The organism is Rhodanobacter hydrolyticus, from assembly GCF_044904645.1.
Map to the genome: position 1 here is coordinate 3,202,568 of NZ_JADIKK010000008.1, position 20,590 is coordinate 3,223,157.

General features: G+C 64.8%; 18 protein-coding genes. 9 read left to right on the top strand and 9 right to left on the bottom strand.

Going from position 1 to position 20,590, the window contains the following annotated elements:
* Positions 1–143: 143 nt before the first annotated feature.
* On the bottom strand, positions 144–752 hold the full coding sequence (locus tag ISP25_RS16985) for an outer membrane beta-barrel protein (RefSeq protein ID WP_192158276.1): 609 nt from the start codon (positions 750–752) through the stop codon (positions 144–146).
* A 255-nt stretch (positions 753–1,007) separates the two neighbouring features.
* Here ISP25_RS16985 and tkt point away from each other — a divergent pair, with 255 nt between their 5' ends.
* Positions 1,008–3,008, top strand: coding sequence for a transketolase (gene tkt / locus ISP25_RS16990; RefSeq protein ID WP_404615552.1), 2,001 nt, complete (start codon positions 1,008–1,010; stop codon positions 3,006–3,008).
* Positions 3,009–3,075: 67 nt separating this feature from the next.
* Here the strand turns inward: tkt and ISP25_RS16995 are convergent, their stop codons facing one another.
* Both ISP25_RS16995 and ISP25_RS17000 read right to left on the bottom strand, forming a co-directional pair.
* Positions 3,076–3,708, bottom strand: coding sequence for an HAD hydrolase-like protein (locus tag ISP25_RS16995; protein WP_404615554.1), 633 nt, complete (start codon positions 3,706–3,708; stop codon positions 3,076–3,078).
* Positions 3,705–4,886, bottom strand: a complete 1,182-nt coding sequence (locus ISP25_RS17000; RefSeq protein ID WP_404615556.1) for a phosphoglycerate kinase — start codon at positions 4,884–4,886, stop codon at positions 3,705–3,707. Before ISP25_RS17000 ends, ISP25_RS16995 begins: the two co-directional genes overlap by 4 nt.
* Positions 4,887–5,000: 114 nt before the next feature.
* Between ISP25_RS17000 and maiA the strand changes: the two genes are divergently transcribed.
* Positions 5,001–5,669 (top strand): maleylacetoacetate isomerase, encoded by a 669-nt coding sequence (gene maiA / locus ISP25_RS17005; protein WP_404615558.1) that lies wholly within the window; start codon positions 5,001–5,003, stop codon positions 5,667–5,669.
* Between the two features lie 380 nt (positions 5,670–6,049).
* On the opposite strand, the gene ISP25_RS17010 is transcribed toward maiA, so the two are convergent.
* Positions 6,050–7,171 carry a PilT/PilU family type 4a pilus ATPase gene (locus ISP25_RS17010; RefSeq protein ID WP_192158286.1) on the bottom strand — a complete coding sequence of 374 codons (1,122 nt, stop codon included), beginning with the start codon at positions 7,169–7,171 and terminating at the stop codon, positions 6,050–6,052.
* Positions 7,172–7,295: 124 nt separating this feature from the next.
* Between ISP25_RS17010 and ISP25_RS17015 the strand changes: the two genes are divergently transcribed.
* The 5 genes from ISP25_RS17015 to glmS all read left to right on the top strand — a co-directional run bounded on the left by ISP25_RS17015 (position 7,296) and on the right by glmS (position 12,495).
* A complete protein-coding gene (locus ISP25_RS17015) occupies positions 7,296–7,874 on the top strand; it encodes a DUF4398 domain-containing protein (RefSeq protein WP_225578416.1) in 579 nt (192 codons plus the stop codon).
* Positions 7,871–8,485 carry a hypothetical protein gene (locus ISP25_RS17020; protein ID WP_404615560.1) on the top strand — a complete coding sequence of 205 codons (615 nt, stop codon included), beginning with the start codon at positions 7,871–7,873 and terminating at the stop codon, positions 8,483–8,485. Before ISP25_RS17015 ends, ISP25_RS17020 begins: the two co-directional genes overlap by 4 nt.
* 335 nt (positions 8,486–8,820) lie before the next feature.
* Complete coding sequence (locus ISP25_RS17025) at positions 8,821–9,048, top strand: YdcH family protein (protein ID WP_192105879.1); 228 nt, start codon at positions 8,821–8,823, stop codon at positions 9,046–9,048.
* Positions 9,049–9,207: 159 nt separating this feature from the next.
* Complete coding sequence (locus ISP25_RS17030) at positions 9,208–10,578, top strand: pyridoxal-phosphate dependent enzyme (RefSeq protein WP_192158290.1); 1,371 nt, start codon at positions 9,208–9,210, stop codon at positions 10,576–10,578.
* 87 nt (positions 10,579–10,665) lie between these two features.
* Entirely contained in the window at positions 10,666–12,495 is a 1,830-nt protein-coding gene (gene glmS, locus ISP25_RS17035) for a glutamine--fructose-6-phosphate transaminase (isomerizing) (protein ID WP_404615563.1), read from the top strand.
* Between the two features lie 123 nt (positions 12,496–12,618).
* Here glmS and cyoD read toward each other — a convergent pair whose 3' ends face one another.
* The 4 genes from cyoD to cyoA form a co-directional block, all read right to left on the bottom strand.
* On the bottom strand, positions 12,619–13,014 hold the full coding sequence (gene cyoD / locus ISP25_RS17040) for a cytochrome o ubiquinol oxidase subunit IV (RefSeq protein ID WP_404615565.1): 396 nt from the start codon (positions 13,012–13,014) through the stop codon (positions 12,619–12,621).
* Complete coding sequence (gene cyoC, locus ISP25_RS17045) at positions 13,011–13,628, bottom strand: cytochrome o ubiquinol oxidase subunit III (RefSeq protein ID WP_404615567.1); 618 nt, start codon at positions 13,626–13,628, stop codon at positions 13,011–13,013. The genes cyoD and cyoC overlap by 4 nt, the downstream gene beginning before the upstream one ends.
* A complete protein-coding gene (cyoB, locus tag ISP25_RS17050) occupies positions 13,625–15,613 on the bottom strand; it encodes a cytochrome o ubiquinol oxidase subunit I (protein ID WP_225578426.1) in 1,989 nt (662 codons plus the stop codon). The genes cyoC and cyoB overlap by 4 nt, the downstream gene beginning before the upstream one ends.
* A gap of 75 nt (positions 15,614–15,688) precedes the next feature.
* Positions 15,689–16,690: a ubiquinol oxidase subunit II gene (gene cyoA, locus ISP25_RS17055; RefSeq protein WP_404615569.1), complete on the bottom strand. Its 1,002-nt coding sequence runs from the start codon at positions 16,688–16,690 to the stop codon at positions 15,689–15,691.
* Between the two features lie 237 nt (positions 16,691–16,927).
* On the opposite strand from cyoA, the gene ISP25_RS17060 reads away from it, so the two are divergent.
* Both ISP25_RS17060 and ISP25_RS17065 read left to right on the top strand, forming a co-directional pair.
* Positions 16,928–18,253, top strand: coding sequence for an MFS transporter (locus ISP25_RS17060; RefSeq protein ID WP_225578417.1), 1,326 nt, complete (start codon positions 16,928–16,930; stop codon positions 18,251–18,253).
* A gap of 57 nt (positions 18,254–18,310) precedes the next feature.
* Positions 18,311–19,090 (top strand): SURF1 family protein, encoded by a 780-nt coding sequence (locus tag ISP25_RS17065; RefSeq protein WP_404615571.1) that lies wholly within the window; start codon positions 18,311–18,313, stop codon positions 19,088–19,090.
* Positions 19,091–19,134: 44 nt separating this feature from the next.
* Here ISP25_RS17065 and ISP25_RS17070 read toward each other — a convergent pair whose 3' ends face one another.
* Positions 19,135–20,547 (bottom strand): mannose-1-phosphate guanylyltransferase/mannose-6-phosphate isomerase, encoded by a 1,413-nt coding sequence (locus ISP25_RS17070; RefSeq protein ID WP_404615573.1) that lies wholly within the window; start codon positions 20,545–20,547, stop codon positions 19,135–19,137.
* Positions 20,548–20,590: the final 43 nt, after the last annotated feature.

Genomic DNA, 20,590 nt, shown 5'->3' on the forward strand with positions numbered 1-20,590 from the left:
CTTGGATGGCGGCTCGGCCAGAAGATTCAATACTCATTAGTACATTATTAAGTAACGATTAACTTTCACGCCAATGGCTTGCCTGTAAAGGAAAACGGGCGCCAGCGGCGCCCGTTCCGGATCACGCTGCGGAGCCAGGAAACTCAGAAGCGATATTCCGCGCTCAGCGAGTACTTGCTGGTGGCCAACTGCACGCGCTGTACACCGTTGTCGGAACCGGCGTAGTAGTCGTAGTTCAGGCCCAGGCTCCAGTTCTGGCTGAGGTTGTAGCCCACGCCGGCTCCGGCGTAGTACTTGGTGCGGTCGTACTGGCGGAACTCCGGGTTCGTCCCGTTGGTGATGCCCTCGCCCTGGGCGTAGAACAGGCCGCCACGCAGCTCGCCATACCAGTTGGGGGTGAAGCTGTGACGCAGATCCAGGCCGGCGGTGCTGCCGCGCAACTTGGACTTGCTGTTGCCGGCGATCTGGTCGGCGTACTGGCTCTGGGCAGACAGGCGACCCAGGTACTGGTAGCCCACTTCCACGCCCAGTGACGTCTCCGGGGTGATCGCGAAGCGGTAACCGCCCTTCACGCCGCCAGCGAACTTGCCGTCGTCATAGGGACCCTTGCTGACATTGGCGTAACCGGCATCCGCGCTGACGTACCAACCCTGCTGGGTAGCGGTGGCGGGAGCCTGATCCTGGGCGAAGGCAGCCGGTACGGCCACAAAGCCGGCAGCAGCCAAGGTGAGAGCGAGCACAGTCTTTTTCATGGGGGAATTCCTCTTGTTATGGTCAATCCGTGGGCCTTGGGGAAAGGGTGGCCACGGCTCGGCACCAGCTCGTAGGCGGCGCCGGACCATTAAATGAGGAGGTGGCTGAAGGAATTCAATACCGACCAGTTCATAATTAAGTGCAGGTTAATGTCAAGAAGCCAAGCGATGCCAATAGGGGCAATCGCGCGACAGCTTCAGCTGGATCGGCGACAATGCGTGCTTTTCGCCGCCGCCAGTCCCGGAGAACGCCCCATGACCACCCGCCGTCAACTTGCCAATGCCGTGCGCGCCCTCGCCATGGACGCCGTGCAGAAGGCCAATTCCGGCCATCCGGGCATGCCGATGGGCATGGCCGACATTGCCGAGGTGCTCTGGAACGACTTCCACCGGCACAATCCGGCCAATCCTCACTGGTTCAACCGCGACCGTTTCATGCTCTCGAACGGTCACGGCTCGATGCTGCAGTACGCCGTGCTGCACCTCTCCGGCTATGACCTGCCGATGAGCGAGCTGGAACGCTTCCGCCAGTTGCACTCGAAGACCCCGGGCCATCCCGAGGCGCATCACACGGTGGGCGTGGAAACCACCACCGGTCCGCTGGGCCAGGGCATCGCCAACGGCGTGGGCTTTGCGTTGGCCGAGAAGGTGCTGGCCGAGCGCTTCAACCAGCCGGGCTTCGATATCGTCGACCACCACACCTGGGTGTTCTGCGGTGATGGCTGCCTTATGGAAGGTGTCTCGCAGGAGGCGATCTCCCTGGCGGGCACCTGGAAGCTGGGCAAGCTCACCCTGATCTATGACGACAACAACATCTCCATCGACGGCGAGGTGCCGGGCTGGTTCACCGACGACACCGCGATGCGCTTCGAGGCCTGCGGCTGGCACGTGATCCGCGACGTGGATGGCCACGACGCCGACAAGATCAAGGCCGCGCTGGTCGCCGCCAAGGCGGAAACCGCAAGGCCCACGCTGGTGATGTGCAAGACCATCATCGGCTTCGGCGCCCCGCACAAGGAAGGCACCGAAGCCTGTCATGGCTCGGCACTGGGCAAGGACGAAGTGGCCGCCGCACGCGACATGCTGGACTGGCGCTCCCCGCCGTTCGAAATTCCCGCCGAGATCTATGCCGGCTGGGACGCAAAATCTGCCGGCGCGAAACACGAAGCCGAATGGAACGCGCTGTTCGATGCCTACGCCAAGGCGCACCCCGATCTGGCGGCCGAACTGAAGCGCCGCCTTGCCGCGGAGCTGCCCACGGACTGGACCGTGAAGTCGCAGGCCTGGATCGACAAGCTGCAGGCCGAAGGCCCGGACGTGGCCAGCCGCAAGGCCTCGCAGATGACGCTGGATGCCTACGGCCCGCTGCTGCCGGAACTGATCGGCGGCTCGGCCGATCTCGCCGGTTCCAATCTCACGATCTGGAAGGGCTCGGTCAGCGTCACCGAAACCAGCCCCAACGCCAACTACATCCACTCCGGCGTGCGCGAGTTCGGCATGACCGCGATCGGCAACGGCCTGGCGCTGCATGGCGGCTTCATTCCCTACGACGCCACCTTCCTGGTGTTCTCCGACTACGCGCGCAATGCGGTGCGCATGAGCGCGCTGATCCCGGCGCACTCCATCCACGTCTATACCCACGACTCGATCGGCCTGGGCGAAGACGGTCCCACCCACCAGCCGGTAGAGCACCTGGCCAGCCTGCGCTATATCCCGAACAACCGCGTGTGGCGCCCCTGCGACGCGGTGGAGTCGGCGGTGTCGTGGAAGGCGGCGATCGAGCGCAAGGACGGTCCGTCCTGTTTGGTGTTCTCACGCCAGACGCTGAAGCACCAGCAGCGCAGCGCGCAGCAGGTGGCCGACATCGCGCGGGGTGCCTATGTGCTCTCGGATCCGGCGGACACGAAGTTCAAGGCCATCCTGATTGCCACCGGTTCCGAAGTGGAATTGGCGATGGAAGCGATGCGCACGCTGGCGCAGCAGGGCTTGCCGGTACGCGTGGTGTCGATGCCCTGCACCGAGACTTTCGATGCCCAGCCGCTGGAATACCGCGAAGGCGTGCTGCCCGGCTGGTGCCGTGCGCGCGTGGCGGTTGAGGCTGCCGTCATCGATTTCTGGCGCAAATACGTGGGCCTGGACGGCGAGGTTGTCGGCATGACGACCTTCGGTGCCTCGGCCCCGGCGGAGCAGTTGTTCGACTACTTCGGCATCACCGTGACGAACGTGGTCGACGCGGTGAAACGCGTCGCTGGCTGATAGGCGGGAAACTTCCCGAACAAAAACGCCGCGGTCTCCGCGGCGTTTTTGTCAGTCGGGGAAGGCGTTACGCCAGCATCTCGGCGAGGTGGCCCGGATCGCTGGCCAGCGCCTGCGCGCCGGCCAGCTCCAGTTCCTCTCGACTGCCGAACCCCCATAGCACACCGATGGCGCGTACGCGGTTGGCCAGCGCGCCTTCTATATCGAAGCGGCGGTCGCCGACCATGGCGGCCTGCTCGGGTGCAACGCCAAAATCGGTCAGCGCGGTGGCGATCATCGATGCCTTCTCGCTGTGCGGGCTGGCCGGATGGGGGCCATACAGGCGGGCGAACGTGTCGCCGAACGGCAGGTTTTCGAGGATGGGGCGTGCATGGCGTTCGGGCTTGCTGGTGACTACGGCCAGCGTATGGCCGGAAGCATGCAGGCGCTCGATCGTTGCCGCGATGCCGGGATAGATCGCGTGTTCGCGCCAGCCCAGCGTGGCGAAGCGCTCGTGGTAGTAATCCACGGCCGCTTCGACGCGCTCGGCATCATGGTCCAGCAGGGGCGCAAAGCCGTGCCGCAGCGGCGGCCCGATCCACGAACGCAGCTCGGCCGGCGCCGGCACGCCCAGCTTGTCGAAGGCGTAGCGGATGCACGCGGTAATGCCGGGCTCCGAATCGATCAGCGTGCCGTCGAGGTCGAACAGGCAGAGGGTCACTGGCCGGAGCGCGCCTTGAGAGCAGCCACCGCCGGCAGCTCCTTGCCTTCGAGGAACTCGAGGAACGCACCGCCGCCGGTTGAGATGTAGGAGATGTCCTTCTCGATGCCGTACTTGTCCACCGCGGCCAGCGTGTCGCCGCCGCCGGCGATGGAGAACGCCCTGGATGCCGCGATCGCGCGTGCCAGCGTCTCGGTGCCCTTGCCGAAGGCGTCGAACTCGAACACCCCGACCGGGCCGTTCCACACCACGGTGCCAGCCTTGGCGATCAGCTCGGCGTAGCACCTGGCCGTCTCCGGTCCGATGTCGAGGATCATTTCGCCTTCGCGCACCTGGTCCACCGCCTTCACCGAGGCCGGTGCGTTGGCGGAGAACTCCGGCGCCACCACCACGTCCACCGGCAGCGGTACTTCTGCGCCGCAGCGCTTGGCATCGGCCAGGACCTTCTTTGCGGCGTCGAGCAGGTCGGGCTCGACCAGCGAGTTGCCTACCGAATGACCCATCGCAGCGATGAAGGTGTTGGCGATGCCGCCGCCCACGATCAGCTGATCAACCTTGCCGATCAGATTCTCCAGCAGGGTGAGCTTGGTGGAGACCTTGGATCCGGCCACGATCGCCAGCAGCGGGTGCGCGGGATTTTCCAGCGCCTTGCCCAGCGCATCCAATTCGGCGGAGAGCAGAGGGCCGGCGGCAGCAACCGGTGCGAACTTGATCACGCCGTGGGTGGAAGCCTGTGCGCGGTGCGCGGTGCCGAAGGCATCCATCACGAAGATGTCGCACAACGCGGCATATTTCTTCGACAGGGCTTCGTCGTCCTTGCCCTCGCCGACGTTCATGCGGCAGTTCTCCAGCACCACCACCTCGCCGTCGGCGACGGGAACGCCGTCCAGGTAGTCGCGCACCAGCCGTACCGGCTTGCCCAGCTTGTCGCCCAGCCATGCCGCCACCGGTGCCAGCGAGGAGGCCTCGTCGAACTGGCCTTCCTTTGGTCGGCCCAGGTGCGAGAGCACCATCACCTTCGCGCCGGCGTCGCGCGCGGCCTTGATCGTCGGCAACGCGGCATCGAGGCGCTGGGTGGAGGTAATGCGGCCGTGGTCGTCGATCGGCACGTTGAGGTCTTCGCGGATCAGCACGCGCTGGCCGTGGAGGTCGAGGTCGCTCATGCGCAGGACGGTCACATCAAAGCTCCGGTGGTAACGATGGGCCGCCAGGGCGGCTGGAATCGCCCATTTTCCCGCCCCCCGGGAGGGGATGCAAATTAAACTGCGGGTTTTCCGCAGCGGGCAGGTGCCATGACCTCAGGACTCGTGCTGTACGGCTATTGGCGCTCAAGCGCTGCCTATCGCGTGCGCATCGCGTTGAACCTCAAGGGGCTGGGCTACCAGAACCGTCCCGTGCATTTGGTGAAGGACGGTGGCGAGCAGCACGCGTCGGCGTACGCCGCGATGAACCCGCAGCAGCTGATACCAAGCCTGCGTGACGGCGACCGGACGCTGACGCAATCGCTGGCGATCATCGAATACCTCGAAGAACTCCATCCCGAACCGCCCTTGCTGCCAGTTGATGCGCGCGGTCGTGCGCAGGTGCGGGCAATGGCGCAACTGGTGGCCTGCGACGTCCATCCGCTGGGCAATCTGCGCGTGTTGCAATACCTGGAGAGCGAGCTGGGCGCCGACGAGGCGCAGCGTGGCGCATGGTCGCGGCACTGGATCGCCACGGGCTTCGCGGCGCTGGAAGCGATACTGGCGGACAATGCGGCCACCGGCGGTTTCTGCCATGGCGACACGCCAGGCATGGCCGATGCCTGCCTGATTCCACAGGTATACAACGCGCGGCGCTGGAAGCTGCCGCTGGACGACTACCCGACGATTCGCCGCATCGATGCGGCCTGCAGTGAACTCCAGGCGTTTCGCATGGCCGCGCCGGAAGCGCAACCGGACGCGCCCGCCGTGCAAGGGTGACTGCGCGGTATCCACCTGGAAACAAGCGGTGGTGCGGGCAACGCGATCGGCAGGGCGGTGGCTACGACAAGATGCTGCTTAGAGGCATGTCTCGGCCGCTCCATGCGATTGCTACCTGCTGCGTTTTCGCGGTGGCATCGGTGCCGCCGGCACGGATCGTATGGCGTGCAGGGGCATTGCCGATTGATTACCGAATGGTCGGTGCGGCGGCGAGTTCGCGTGCGCATGGTCGATCCATGTCAGCCGTCGCATCGAGGTCTTCCCCCGGCATCGAGGAACACGGCGTGGCCGTGTCGAACCTGGTGCGCGCTGAGTGCCGAGCTTCGGCCGGGTCAAGGGCGCGGGGCGGCGGTGCGCGCCCCGCGACTTGACGCCTGGGTCTAGAACCCCATCCCGTAAGGATCGTTGCTGCCGCCCATCAGTGCGTTGTCGCCTGCACCGCCGCCCTCGGCGAGGCGGATCTTCAGCGCCAGGCCATCGCGGGAGTCGGCCTTGTTGAGCGCCTCGTCGAGTTCGATGCGGCCTTCCTTGTAAAGCCGGTACAGAGACTGGTCGAAGGTCTGCATCCCCTCCTGCAGGCTGCGATCCATCGCTTCCTTGATGTCATGCACCTGTCCGCGGCGGATCATGTCGCGGATCAGCGGGGTGTTCAGCAGCACTTCCACCGCGGGCAGGCGGCGGCTGTCCTTGCCGATCACGAGGCGCTGGCTGATGACGGCCTTGAGGTTCAGCGCCAGGTTCATCAGCACGTTCTTGTGCGCCGATTCGGGGAAGAAGTTGAGGATGCGCTCCAGCGTCTGGTCGGCGTTGTTGGAGTGCAGGGTGGCCAGGCAGAGGTGCCCCGTTTCGGAGAAGGCGATGGCCGCCTCCATCGTATCGGTGTCGCGGATCTCGCCGATCATGATGACGTCCGGCGCCTCGCGCATCGCGTTCTTCAGCGCCTCGTGGTAGCTGTGCGTGTCCAGCCCCACCTCGCGCTGGTTGACGATGGAGCGCTTGTGCCGGTGCAGGTATTCGATGGGATCCTCGATGGTGAGGATGTGGCCGGCCGAATTGGTGTTGCGATGGTCGAGCATTGCCGCCAGGGTGGTGGACTTGCCCGAGCCGGTAGCGCCCACCACCAGGATCAGCCCGCGCGGCTCCATGATGAGCTCGCGGAAGATGGGTGGCAGCTGCAGTTGCTCGACGTTGGGGATCTCGCTCTTGATCGCGCGGATCACCATGCCCACTTCGCCACGCTGCTTGAACACGTTGATGCGGAAGCGGCCGGCTTCCTTCACCGCCAGCGCCATGTTGAGCTCCAGATCGCGCTCGAACTGCGGTACCTGGCCCTCGTCCATCAGCGAGTAAGCGATCTTCTTCACCATGCCGCCCGGCAAGCCGGTGTTGCCCAGCGGGTAGAGCTTGCCCTCGACCTTGATGTTCACCGGTGCGCCGGTGGACAGGAACATGTCCGAGGCGCCCTTGTCGACCATCAGCTTGAGGAAGTAACCGATATCCACGCCAGATCCCCTGTTTGTTTTCGTTGCATTGAGCGATTGCGCACGCCCACAATACGCCCAGAAGCTTAATCAGGAATGCGTGATGGTGCACATCCTCCCTTTATCGGCCCGGAATGCGACAGAATTGAGTAAGTCAATCCGATTGCCAGCCCTGTCGGCCTTGCTGGCCGGTGTGCTGCTGCTGGCAGGTTGCGCCAGCGTCCCTCCGCCGAATGAGGCGATGAACCAGGCGCAAGTGCAGTTGCAGGCGGCGCGCGATGCTGGAGCCCCCGACTACGACCCGGTGGACCTGGGCTTCGCACAAGACAAGTTCCAGCAGGCGCAGGCCGCCATGGCCGACCGCAAGTATGCGCTGGCGGCCGATCTGGCGGCCGAATCGCGGGCGGACGCCGATCTGGCGCGTACCAAAGCCAACCTTGGTGCTGCACGGGCCAAGATCCAGGACAAGATGAATACCAATGCCGAGCTGCGCGAGCAGGGCGCGCAGGCCGCCGCCGCGGCTGCCGCCGAATTCGCCAAGCCGCTGCCGGTACCGGCAGCCGCCGGCTCGGCACCCGCGCCCGCGGCTTCCGGCGCGATGCCTCCCGCCTCCCCGATGGAAGACATGCCGGCACCATCGGCCTCGGCGCTGGCGCCCCCGCCGTCTTCGTCGCAGGATTCCAACGCAACGCAGGGCTTCCAGCCCGCGGGAGGCCAGCAATGAAGCGCCTCGCCATCGCACTCACTGCCGGCATGATCGCGCTCGGCATCGCCGGTACCGCCCAGGCCCATCGCGACGACATCGACGTCAGCCGGCTGACCGGCAACCTCAACCAGCTTTCCAGCGATCCGGTGTTGGGCAACTACGCCCAGGCCGAGCAGTCGTTGGCCCGTAATGCCATCGCCCAGCTCGCCCAGGCCGACTCGCATGACCGGCCGCACGCGCTGTACATGGCTGAGCGTCTGGTAGACACGGCCCGCGCTTCTGCCCAGCTGCAGGACGCCCAGATGAAGCTGGCCCAGCTGGATCGCGAGCATGACCAGATCCAGTTGGAGAACACTCGTCGCGAGGCGGAGACGGCGCAACGCGAACTGGAGCGCCAGCGCCTGCTTAACCAGATGGCACAGGAGGAAGCGCGGCGTTTGCAGGAGCAGGGCGAGGCCTATTCGATGGCGGCCCAGCAGGCCCAAGCCGAGGCAGCCAAGGCCAAGAAGCTGGCCGAGGCGCAGAGCCGGGTGGCCCGTTCCGCCAAGCGTGAGGCCGACCTTGCTGCCAAGGCCGCCAAGGCGATGCGTGCGCAGATGCAGCAGCAGGACGCCGGCGGCAAGCCTTGATCCAGCGTGTTGGCTGGCGGTCGCGGAGGGTGTGCTGTTTTTGGGCTGCGCACCGCCGTGGCTTCTTAGTTCTTGATGCGGATTTCACGCAGCCTTAGCGGCTCGCCACAGGCGATGCCATATGGGCTTGCGGCACTTTTCCGGGGGGAGTAGGGTCGAACCCATGGAGCCGTTCCGCTCCATGCCCGCCGGTCCGAACCATGCCCCACTTTTTCGCCAGCTTCACACCCGCCACCGGTTTGCCGGTACGGGTGTGCGAAGGCGTGTGCGCATGATTCGACGGGGGGAAGGGCGCGCTCGTGCGCCCGCATGCTCACTCACGAGGAGGTTGGATCATGTTCGAAAACCAGCAGCGTGATGACGTCGAGGCATTGATGAAGGCTGATGCGGAATTCCGTCGCCTTTATCAACACCATCGGGAACTCGACAGCAAGGTGCACGACGCCGAGATCGGCGTGCTCCCACTCGACGACTTCACCCTCGCCAGCATGAAGAAGGAAAAACTGTACGCCAAGGCGCGCTTGGAACGAATGTGGGAAGGGCGGCGCCAGTTGTCCAACTAACCGGTTGACCCTATATGCCACGTCGGCCCCGGCAGCTTCCGCCCAGGAGGAGCGCCGGGGCCGCGACGTTTCTACCGGCCCGTTTGTGATGCTCGGTTATCATGAGTCTTTCTACGGTGACGCTGGCGCGCCACCGGTCTGCCATGCGACGGAGCCTCCATGAAGGTGCAGCAAAGCATTCTCGAACTGATCGGCCACACCCCGATGCTGCGTGCGCAGCGACTCGACACCGGACCGTGCGAGCTGTTCCTGAAGCTGGAGAGCGCGAACCCGGGTGGCTCGATCAAGGACCGTATCGGGCTGTCGATGATCGAAGGCGCGGAGAAGGCAGGCAAGCTCAAACCTGGGGCAATCCTGGTCGAAGGCACCGCCGGCAACACCGGCTTGGGTCTTGCGCTGGTGGCGCAGGCCAAGGGCTACCGGCTGATACTCGTGGTGCCGGACAAGATGAGTCGCGAGAAGATCTTCAACCTCAAGGCGATGGGCGCCGAGGTGGTGCTCACCCGCTCGGACGTGGCGAAGGGCCACCCCGAGTACTACCAGGACATGGCCGAGCGCATCGCCCGCGAGACGCCGGACGCCTACTTCATCAACCAGTTCGGCAATCCGGACAACCCTCGCGCGCATATCGAGAGCACCGGGCCGGAGATCCTCGAGCAGATGGATGGCAGGATCGATGCCGTGGTGGTGGGCTGTGGCTCGTCAGGGACCATGACCGGCCTGTCGCAGTACTTCGCCAAGACTTCACCGCACACCGAGATCGTGCTGGCCGACCCGGTGGGCTCCATCCTCGCCCAGTACATCAACGAGGGCACGCTCTCCACCAAGTCATCGAGCTGGCTGGTGGAAGGCATCGGCGAGGACTTCCTGCCGTCGATCAGCGATTTCAGCCGCGTGAAAAAGGCCTATGCGATTTCCGACAAGGAAAGTTTTCTTGCCGCGCGTGAGCTGCTGGCGAAGGAAGGCGTGCTGGGTGGCTCCTCCACCGGCACCCTGCTGGCTGCGGCGCTGAAATATTGCCGCGAACAGGCCAGTCCCAAACGCGTGGTGACCCTGGTCTGCGACACCGGCAACAAGTACCTGTCCAAGCTCTACAACGACTACTGGATGCTCGACAACGGCTTCCTCGAGCGTGAGCAGCATGGCGACCTGCGCGATCTGCTGCTGCGCCCGTTCGCCAAGCGCGATACCGTGGTGATCGGCCCGAACGAGCTGCTGATCACCGCCTATACGCGCATGAAGCTGTACGACGTCTCGCAGCTGCCGGTGATGGACGGCAACAAGCTGGTGGGCATCGTCGACGAGTCCGACGTGCTGCTGCACGTACATGCCGATGAGGCGCGCTTCCGCGATTCCGTGTCGGTGGCGATGATCAGCGATCTGCAGATGCTCGACGTGCGTTCGCCGATCGAGTCGCTGTTGCCGGTGTTCGAGCGCGGCCATGTGGCGATCGTGATGGATGGCGAGCAATTCCTCGGCCTGATCACCCGCATCGACTTGCTGAACTGGCTGCGTCGCAAGGTGAACTGACTGCCTGACATCGGTGTCGAAAGTTGGTTGAAACGCGCGGACGGCACAGTCGCGCTTCTGCCTGCATCAGACGACACGGAGTTCGCCATGTGTGGAATCGTTGCCGCCGCCGCCCAGCGTGACGTGGCCCCTTTGCTGATCGCCGGCCTGAAGGCGCTGGAATATCGTGGCTATGACTCGGCTGGCTTGGCCGTGCTGGAAGGCGGTGAAATCCATCGCGTGCGCGCCAAGGGCAAGGTGCGCGAGATGGAAGCGGAGTACCTGGCCGCGCCGTTTCCCGGAGTCATAGGCATCGCACACACGCGCTGGGCCACCCATGGCGTGCCGAACGAGGCGAATGCACATCCGCACGTCGCCGGGCGCGTCGCGATCGTGCACAACGGCATCATCGAAAACTATGCCAGCCTGCGCGATGAACTCGCGGCGCGCGGCCATGTGTTCACCTCCGAGACAGACACCGAGGTAATAGCGGCGCTGGTCGAGCAGCGTCTTGCCGAGGGCATGAGCCTGCGCGAGGCGGTGTTGGCCGTGGTGCGCGGCCTGGAAGGCGCCTATGCGATCGCCGTGATCAGCCGCGACGAACCCGGGCGCGTGATCGGTGCCCGCCGTGGCGCGCCGCTGCTGGTGGGCGTGGGCATCGGCGAGCACTTCCTGGGCTCGGATGCACAGGCGCTGATCCAGGTCACCAACCGGATGATCTATCTCGACGAGGACGACGTCGTGGAGATGACCCGTGATCGCGTGCAGGTGTTCGGTTTGGACGGCCAGCCGGTCGAGCGTGCGGTACACGAGAGCGAACTGTCCGCCGATGCGGTGGAGCGCGGCGAATACCGCCACTACATGCAGAAGGAGATCTTCGAGCAGCCGCGCGCGGTGGCCGATACGCTGGAGTCGCGCCTCGGCGCGAACGGCGTGCTGCCGAATATCTTTGGGGTGGGCGGTAGCGAGCTGCTGGCGAAAGTGCGCGGCGTGCACATCATCGCCTGCGGTACCAGCTATCACGCCGGCATGGTGGCGAAATACTGGATCGAGGAATATGCGCGCCTGCCGGTCGCCGTCGAGGTGGCCAGCGAATACCGCTACCGCGAGGCGGTAGTGCCCGAGGGCACGCTGTTCGTGGCGATCTCGCAGTCCGGCGAAACTGCGGACACGTTGGCGGCGATGCGCGAATCGAAGCGGCGCGGCTACCTGGGCACGCTGGCGATCTGCAATGTGCCGGAGTCCTCGGTGGTACGCGAGGCGGATCTGAAGCTGATGACGCGCGCCGGCCCCGAGATCGGTGTGGCCTCCACCAAGGCCTTCACCACCCAGCTTGCTGCGTTGGCCCTGTTGTCCCTGCAATTGGCGCGACAGCGCGGGCTGGACGATGCGCGCTACGCGGATCTGTGCGCACAGCTGCAGGCCTTGCCGCGCGCGATCGAGCGGGCATTGGCACTGGAGCCGCAAATCATGGAGCTGGCCGAGCATTTCATTCCACGCCATCACGCACTCTTTCTGGGCCGCGGTGCGCAATACCCGGTGGCACTGGAAGGCTCGCTCAAGCTCAAGGAAATCTCCTACATCCACGCCGAGGCCTATCCGGCGGGCGAGCTCAAGCACGGCCCGCTGGCACTGGTGGACGAGGACATGCCGGTGGTGGCGGTGGCGCCGAACGGCCCGCTGCTGGACAAGCTGAAGTCCAACCTGCAGGAAGTGCGCGCCCGTGGCGGCGAGCTGATCGTGTTTGCCGACAGCGCTGCGCCGATGGACGGCAACATCGCACGCGGCCATTTGCTGCGTATCGACGCTGGCGGTGACTTCATCGCACCGGCAGTGTTCACCGTGCCGCTGCAGCTGCTGGCCTACCACGTGGCGGTGCTGCGCGGCACCGACGTGGATCAGCCGCGCAACCTCGCCAAGTCCGTGACGGTGGAATAGGCCTGTCGGTATTTGGTAGCGAACATCGGAAAGCTGGAAAAGAAAAAGCCGGCAATTGCCGGCTTTTCTCGAAGAGTGGATGGCTGTCTGTTTGATCTTCGCGATCAAGGACGGCCGCAAGGATCACTCCCCGCTGTGCTGATACTGCGGCGACATCGGCATCATGTTGGTGTTTTCGTTGTACATGACCCAGATGGATGCGCCCAGCACGATCACCACCAGTACGATGGTGAAGACAAAGGACAGCATGTTCCAGCCGCCTTCCGAGCGTGTATCGAGGTGCAGGAAGTAGACCACGTGCACGAGGATCTGCACGATGGCCAGCAGCAGCACGAGGGTGATGGTCACCCAGTGGCTCTGGAATACGTGGCCCATCACCAGCCAGAACGGGATGACGGTGAGGATCACCGCCAGCACGAAGCCGGTCAGGTAGCTGCGCAGGCTGCCGTGGTTCGCGTGCTCGTCGTGGCTGTGCTCGTGGCCATGCACTGCATGGTCGTGGGAATTGGAATGGCTCATCGCAGCACACCTGCCAGGTAGACGAAGCTGAAGACGCCGACCCACACCAGGTCGAGGAAGTGCCAGAACATGCTCAGGCACTGCATGCGCCGGATATTGGCTTCGTTGAAGCCGAACTTGCCCAATTGCACCATCAGCACGATCAGCCACAGGATGCCGACGGACACGTGCAGGCCGTGCGTGCCGACCAGGGTGAAGAACGAGGACAGGAAGGCGCTGCGGCCCGGACCCGCGCCATCGGCGATCATGCTGGCGAACTCGCGGAGCTCCAGCGTCACGAAGCCCGCCGCCAGCAGGCCGGACACGGCCAGCCACAGCATCACGGCGCCCTTGCGCTTGCGCGCCATCTCCAGCATGGCGAAGCCGAAGGTCACCGACGAGATCAGCAGCAAGGCGGTGTTGATCGCCAGGCCGTGCAGGTCGAGCACATCCGCCGCCGTCGGGCCACCAGCAGTGCTGGTACCCAGCACGGCATAGCAGGCGAACAGCGACGCGAAGATGAAGCAGTCGCTCATCAGGTAGATCCAGAACCCGAGCAGGGTTCCGTTGTGCGCGTGCTGTTCCTTCAGGCAAAGGAATCGCGATTGCGCGGTATCGACAGCCGTGCTGCTCATGCGTTTGCTCCCTGGGCCGCGTCCTGCCAGTTGCCGCTGTGTTCGAACGCGTTCACCTCAGCCTTGGGGATGTGGTAGTCGCGGTGGTAATTGAAGGTGTGCACGATGCTCGCGACGATGACGCCGACGAAGGACGCCGCAGCCAGCCACCAGATGTACCAGATCAGGCCGAAGCAGCAGGCGAAGGACAGCACGCCGATGACCACGCCCGAGGCGGTGTTCTTCGGCATGTGGATGTCGTTGAAGCCTTCCAGCGGGCGCTGGTAGCCGTGCTTCTTCATGTCCATCCAGGCGTCGCGCTCGTGCACGTTCGGGACGAACGCGAAGTTGTAGTCCGGCGGCGGCGACGAGGTGGCCCATTCCAGCGTGCGGCCGTCCCACGGGTCCCCGCCCACCGCGTACTGCTTGCGGCGCAGGATGCTGATGCCGATCTGCACGATGAAACTGCCGATGCCGAGCGCGATCAGCGCGGCGCCGATGCCGGCGACGATGAAGTACGGCTGCAGCGCAGGATTGTCGAAGTGACTCAGGCGACGGGTCACGCCCATGAAGCCCATGATGTACAGCGGGCCGAACGCCAGCCAGAAACCGATCTGCCAGAACCAGAAGCTGGCCTTGCCCCAGAACTCGTCGAGCTTGAAGCCGAACGCCTTGGGGAACCAGTAATTGACGCCCGCGAACACGCCGAACACCACGCCGCCGATGATCACGTTGTGGAAGTGCGCAATCAGGAACAGGCTGTTGTGCAGCAGGAAATCCGCCGGTGCCACCGACAACATCACGCCGGTCATGCCGCCGATGGTGAAGGTGAACAGGAAGCCCATCGTCCACAGCATCGGCACGGTGAAGTGCACGCGGCCGCGGTACATGGTGAACAACCAGTTGAAGATCTTCACACCCGTCGGGATGGAGATGATCATCGTGGTCAGCGAGAAGAACGAATTGACGTCCGCGCCCGAGCCCATCGTGAAGAAGTGGTGCAGCCACACCAGATACGACAGGATCATGATCGCGCAGGTGGCGTACACCATCGACGAGTAGCCGAACAGCGGCTTGCCCGAGAAGGTCGGCACGATCTCCGAGTAGATGCCGAAGATCGGCAGGATCAGGATGTACACCTCCGGGTGGCCCCACACCCAGATGAGGTTGATGTACATCATCACATTGCCGCCGAAGTCGCTGGTGAAGAAGTGCGTGCCGACGTAGCGGTCCAGCGAGAGCAGGAACAGGGTGGCGGTGAGCACCGGGAAGGTGGCGATGATCAGGCCGCTGGTGCACAGCGAGGTCCAGGTGAACACCGGCATCTTCATCATCGTCATGCCGGGCGCGCGCATCTTGATGATGGTGACCACGAAGTTGACGCCGCTGAGCAGGGTGCCCACGCCGGACAGCTGCAGGCCCCAGATGTAGTAGTCGACGCCGGGACCCTGCTGCAGCTCGGAGACGGGCGGGTAGCCCAGCCAGCCGGCGGTGGAGAAGTCGCCCACGAACAGCGACACCATGAAGGTGATCGCACCCCAGAACGTGAACCAGAAGCTCAGGTTGTTGAGGAACGGGAACGCCACGTCGCGCGAACCGATCTGCAGCGGCATCACGTAGTTGATCAACCCGACGATGTAGGCCATCGCCACGAAGAAGATCATGATCGAGCCGTGCGCCGTGAAGATCTGGTCGTAGTGCTCGGGCGGCAGGTAGCCCATGTTCGGGCCGAAGGCGATCGCCTGCTGCGCACGCATCATGACGGCGTCAGCGAAGCCGCGCAGCAGCATTACCGTGCCGAGGATCATGTACATGATGCCCAGCTTCTTGTGGTCCACGCTGGTGAACCACTCGCGCCACAGGTAGCCCCACAGGCGCTTGTAGGTGATGAGGCCGAGCACGGCGAGACCGCCGCAGATGACCGCCAGGAAGGTGACGAGGACGATGTGGCCTTCGAGGTCGGGCTTCAGGAACGGCAGCGAGTCGAGCGTGAGTCGGCCGAACAGGAAGCTCCTGGCGGCAGGGGGTGATGTGGGTTCAAGCATGGTTTGGATCCCAGAAAACAGATCAGTGTGCGCAGATCAGTGCGTCTCGGCAGCCTGCGTTTCGGCAGGCTTGGCGGCATCGGCAGGCGTCGTGTTGTCGTCGTGCATGCCCGGCATGTCCTGCATGGCGCCGCCGGCATGGGCATCGGCAGACATCGCCGGGCTCATGCAGGTCTGGCTGGCATCGATGCAGCGATCGAGGATGCGCGTGAACAGGTCGGGCTCGAAACTGGCGAAGGAGCGCGCCGCCGCATTGCGCTCCGGCTGGCGCAACTGCTCATAGGCCGGCAGGTCGAGCGAACCGCCTCCGGCGCGGGCTTTGGCGATCCAGCTGTCGAAGTCCTGCTGGCTCATGCCTTCGAAGGTGAAGCGCATGTCGGTGAAGCCTTCACCGCTGTAGTTGGCCGAGAAACCCTGGTACTGGCCCGGCTTGTTGATGACGGCGTGCAGCATCGTCTGCATGCCGGGCATCGTGTAGATCATGCCCGCCAGCTCCGGGACGGAGAACGCATCCATCATTTCGTCCGAGGTGAGCTTGAACTGGATCGGCCGGTCTACCGGCGCCGCCAGCTGGTTCACCGTGGCGATGCCGTACTGCGGATAGAAGAACAGCCACTTCCAGCGCAGCGATACCACATCCACTTCCAGCGGCTTGACGTCCACTGCCACGGGCTGGTTCGGTGCTACGCGGGTGAGCGGGCGATAAGGATCGACCTGGTGGGTCCCGATCCAGCTGATGGCTCCCACGGCGATGATGATGACCAGCGGCGCGGCCCATACCAGCAGTTCCAGGCTTGGCGAATGGTCCCAGTGGGCGTCGTAATGAGCCTGCTTGTTGGATGCGCGGTAACGCCAGGCGATGATGCCGATGGCGACCAGCACCGGCACCACGATCAGCAGGGTGATGAGCGTGGTGACGATCATGATGTCGCTTTGCTGGCGGGCGACGTCGCCGGAAGGATCGAGCAACGCGAAGTGACAGCCCGAAAGCAGCACGAGGGGGAGCAGCAGCAAGCCGCGGAGGCGTTTCACTGTCATGGACACATGTATCTATGTAGGGAGACGACGGGGAGCTGCTTACACTGCTCCCGCAGGGAGCGCCTATAATACTCCGTATGTCGTCGAGTTTCCCCGGCTGGACGGGTTGGTCCAGGTGTGGTTCGGTGCCGCGAAGGGATTTGGATGGCCGCATGGAGCCGGCCGATCGCGTTCCGTCACGCCGACATCGGTTTTGTTCGACAATCCCCGTTGCACGCGCTTTTCCACGGAATCCCCATGTCAATCAGCAACGTCCAGTCGGCCGGCCAACCGGCTTCCCTAGCGCACGGCGCGAATCCCCATGACCAGCTCACCTCGGGCGACCTTGCCATCGGTGTGGTGATTGGTCGCATCTGCCAGTCCTTCGACCTGTTCGTGTTCGGCCTGGGCTGCGTGCTGGCGTTCCCGGAAGTGTTCTTCCCCTTCGCCAGCCACATGGACGGCGTGTTCTATTCGTTCGTGCTGTTCGCGCTGGCCTTCGTCGCGCGTCCGCTGGGCTCCATGTTCTTCGTGGTGCTGCAGCGCCAGTTCGGCATCGCTGCCAAGCTGACTATCGCGTTGTTCCTGCTTGGCATGGCCACGGCCGGCACGGCCTTCCTTCCCGGTTACTCCACGCTGGGCTGGGCCGCCATCGCGGCGCTGTCGGTGCTGCGTTTTGTGCAGGGTTTTGCGCTGGGCGGAAGCTGGAACGGCCTGGCGTCGCTGGCGGCGCTCAAGGCGCCGAAGGACAAGCGCGGCTGGTACGCCATGCTGCCGCAGCTGGCCGACCCGATCGGCTTCATCCTCGCCGCGGCCCTGTTCGCCTATATCTGGGCCGCCCTCACGCCGCAGGAGTTCATCGAGTGGGGCTGGCGCTATCCGTTCTTCGCCGCGTTCGCCATCAACATCGTCTCGTTGTTCGCCAGCCTGCGCATGGTGGTTGCGCCGCGTTACGCCGAGCAGCTCAAGGAACGCGACCTCGAGCCCACGTCGATGCGCCAGCTGATGCGCGAGCAAGGCCGCAATGTCGGCCTGGGTACTTTTGCCCCGCTGGCGAGCTATGCGCTGTTCCACTTGGTGACCATCTTCGCGCTGTCGTGGGCGCTGCTCTATACGCAGCAATCGGTGACCAGCTTCCTGCTGGTGCAGGTGGTCGGCGCCTTCGTGGCCATGCCTTGCATGATCATCTCCGGCAAGGTGGCGAACCGCTTCGGCCGCCGCACCACGCTGGGTGTGGGCGGCGTGCTGATCGCGGTGTACAGCGGCTGGACTGCACTGCTGCTTTCGGGCGGCGTGGTGAACAGCTACCTGTTCGTCATCGTCGGTTATGCCTTGCTCGGCTTCACTCACGCGCAGGCGGCCGGCGCGGTGAGCGCGAACTTCCCTCCGGAATTCCGCTACTCCGGCGCCATGATCACCTCGGACTTTGGCTGGCTGATCGGTGCGGGTTTCGCGCCGCTGGTGGCGCTGTCGCTCGCCATCTATGCCGGCGTGCCCTATGTGGGTCTGTACCTGCTGACGGGGGCCGTGGGCACGCTGGCGGCTCTGTGGTTCAGTCGCCAATCCGGCTTGCCCAACGACTGATGGGCAAATTTGTCCTTCGCCTGCCGCGTACCGTGCGGCAGGCGATCATGGCGCGCCATGTCTGACACCCCGACTTCTTTCGACGGCAGCGAGCGAAACGTGCGCGGCCCGTTGGCGCTGGCCTTGCTGGCGCTGCTGGGTATCGTGTTGTTTTCCGGCTTCGTGGCGCTTGGTACCTGGCAGGTGCAGCGGCTGGCTTGGAAGACGGCGCTGATCGCGCGCACCAACGAGCGTGTGCATGCTTCGCCAGTGCCTGCGCCGGGGCCAGAGGATTGGGTCGGCATCACCGCGGCCAACGCCGAATACCGCCATGTGCAACTCAGTGGCACGTGGATTGCTGGGCGCCAGACGCGGGTATGGACGGCCACCGAGGCCGGCGGGGGCTACTGGATACTCACGCCCATGCGGCTCGATGATGGCAGCGTTGTGATGGTGAACCGCGGCTTCGCGCCCGATGGCTGGTGCGACTTCAAGGGACATTGCCCGGCAGCGCCTGCGGGTGAAGTCAAGGTCACCGGCCTGCTGCGTATCAGCGAGCCTTCCGGCCTGGTTCCGCGCAACGATCCGGCCGCCGACAGCTGGTACACCCGCGACGTGACGGCGATCGCCAAGGCACGCGGCCTCGCCGACGTGGCGCCGTACTTCGTGGATGCCGACGTCCCGTCGGGTTCAGCCGCATCCGCATGGCCGCGCGGTGGCATGACGGTTGTCCAGTTTCCCAACCACCACCTCAACTACCTGATCACCTGGTATTTGCTGGCGCTGATGGTGCTGGGTGCGGCGGCCTACGTGGCGCGTGACGAATACCGCTTGCGCAAGCGGTTGCAACCCCGGTAGGCGGCGCGCGCGATTCGGCGGGTTTGTCGCGGCTGAAGCCGTTCCTACGCGCGGCCGTACACGTCGTCGTAGCGCACGATGTCGTCTTCGCCGAGGTAGCTGCCGGACTGCACTTCGATCAGTTCCACCGGCACCTTGCCGGGGTTGCGCAGGCGGTGCGTGCTGCCCAGCGGGATATAGGTGCTCTGGTTCTCGCCGAGCAGGAACACCTTGTCGCCGCAGGTGACTTCGGCGGTGCCGGAGACCACGATCCAGTGCTCGGCACGGTGGTGGTGCATCTGCAGGCTGAGGCTTGCGCCGGGCTTCACCACGATGCGCTTCACCTGGAAGCGTTCGCCTGCCTCTAATGAGTCGTAGCTGCCCCACGGGCGATGCACGACGCGGTGGAACGAATGCTCGCTGCGGCCACTGGCCTTGAGCTGGTCGACGATCTTCTTCACTTCCTGCGCTGCGTCCCGATGCGCAACGAGGGTGGCGTCCGGCGTGGTGACCACGACCAGATCCTCCACGCCCACGGTGGCGACGAGGTGACGGCCGTGCGAGCGCAGCAGCGAGTTGCGCGTGTCCACGGTCAACGTATCGCCTTCGCGCAGGTTGCCGTCGGCGTCGCGTTCGCCGGCCAGCCACAGCGCCGACCACGAGCCGATGTCGCTCCAGCCGCAGCTCACCGGAACCACCGCGGCGCGCGTGGTCTTTTCCATCACGGCGTAGTCGATGGAATCCTCCGGCACCTTGCCGAAGGCATCCTTGTCCACGCGCACGAAGTCGAGGTCACCCTGCGCGGCGGCATGCGCGGCACGCACGGCGGCCAGCATCGCCGGTGCGTGCTGGCCGAGTTCCTCCAGGTAGCGATCGGCACGGAACAGGAACATGCCGGAGTTCCAGTCGTAGCCACCATCGGCGAGATAGCCTTCGGCGGTGGCGAGGTCGGGCTTCTCCACAAAGCGCTCGACACGGAACGAGCCTGCCTCCAGCGCCTCGCCCCGGCGGATGTAGCCGAAGCCGGTTTCGGCGCGGTCGGGGCGGATGCCGAAGGTGGCCAGCCAGCCCTGTTTCGCCAGCGGGAGTGCCTGTGCCACCGCGTTGGTGAACGTATCGGTGTCGCCGATCAGGTGGTCCGCCGGCAGCACCAGCAGCAGCGCCTCGGGGTCGCGCTTGAGCGCTTCCAGCGCACCCAGCGCGATGGCCGGCGCGGTATTGCGCGCCAATGGCTCCAGCACGATGGCGGCACCTTCGACGCCTGCCTCCAGCAACTGCTCGGCCGCGAGGAAGCGATGATCTTCGCTGGCTACCACGATGGGTGCCGCAACCTCCGGCAACGCACGCGTGCGTGCGACGGTTTGCTGGAACAGCGTGCCGTGGCCGGCCAGGGACAGGAACTGCTTGGGCAGGTTCCTGCGCGAGACGGGCCACAGGCGGGTGCCGCTGCCGCCGCTGAGGATCAGGGGAATGAGCATGGTGCTTCAGCCTGTAAGTGTGCGTTTGCCTGCGGCATCGCGG